Raw genomic sequence first — 267 nt, forward strand, 5'->3', positions numbered from 1 at the left:
ATCTTCGTGAGGTCGGGCGCGTAGTAGGCGCCCTCGCCGAAGATGGTGTGGCAGTTGATGCAGTTGTTCTTGTGCCAGACGTTCTTGCCGTGCGTGACGGCCGGCGTGATGGACTCGGCGTTGGTCAGTCGGTCGAACTGGCGGTGGCTGTCGAAGGTGAGGATGAGGAACACGGCGGCCGAGATGGCCGTGGCGACGATGGCGAAGAGGCGTGTCTGGCGCTTGTTCATGGTGGCTCCCTTGGCGTCGATGAAGGCGGGCGTCAGA

Annotated in this window: 1 protein-coding gene; it reads right to left on the reverse strand. The window is 63.3% G+C overall.

The window, feature by feature from the left end; translation table 11 throughout:
* Nucleotides 1-230 (reverse strand): c-type cytochrome (locus QCD69_RS22585; RefSeq protein ID WP_301253581.1); only part of this gene is annotated, 230 nt, incomplete at its 3' end.
* Nucleotides 231-267: the final 37 nt, after the last annotated feature.

This window comes from Erwinia sp. PsM31 (genome assembly GCF_030433775.1).
Lineage (GTDB): Bacteria > Pseudomonadota > Gammaproteobacteria > Enterobacterales > Enterobacteriaceae > Erwinia > Erwinia aeris.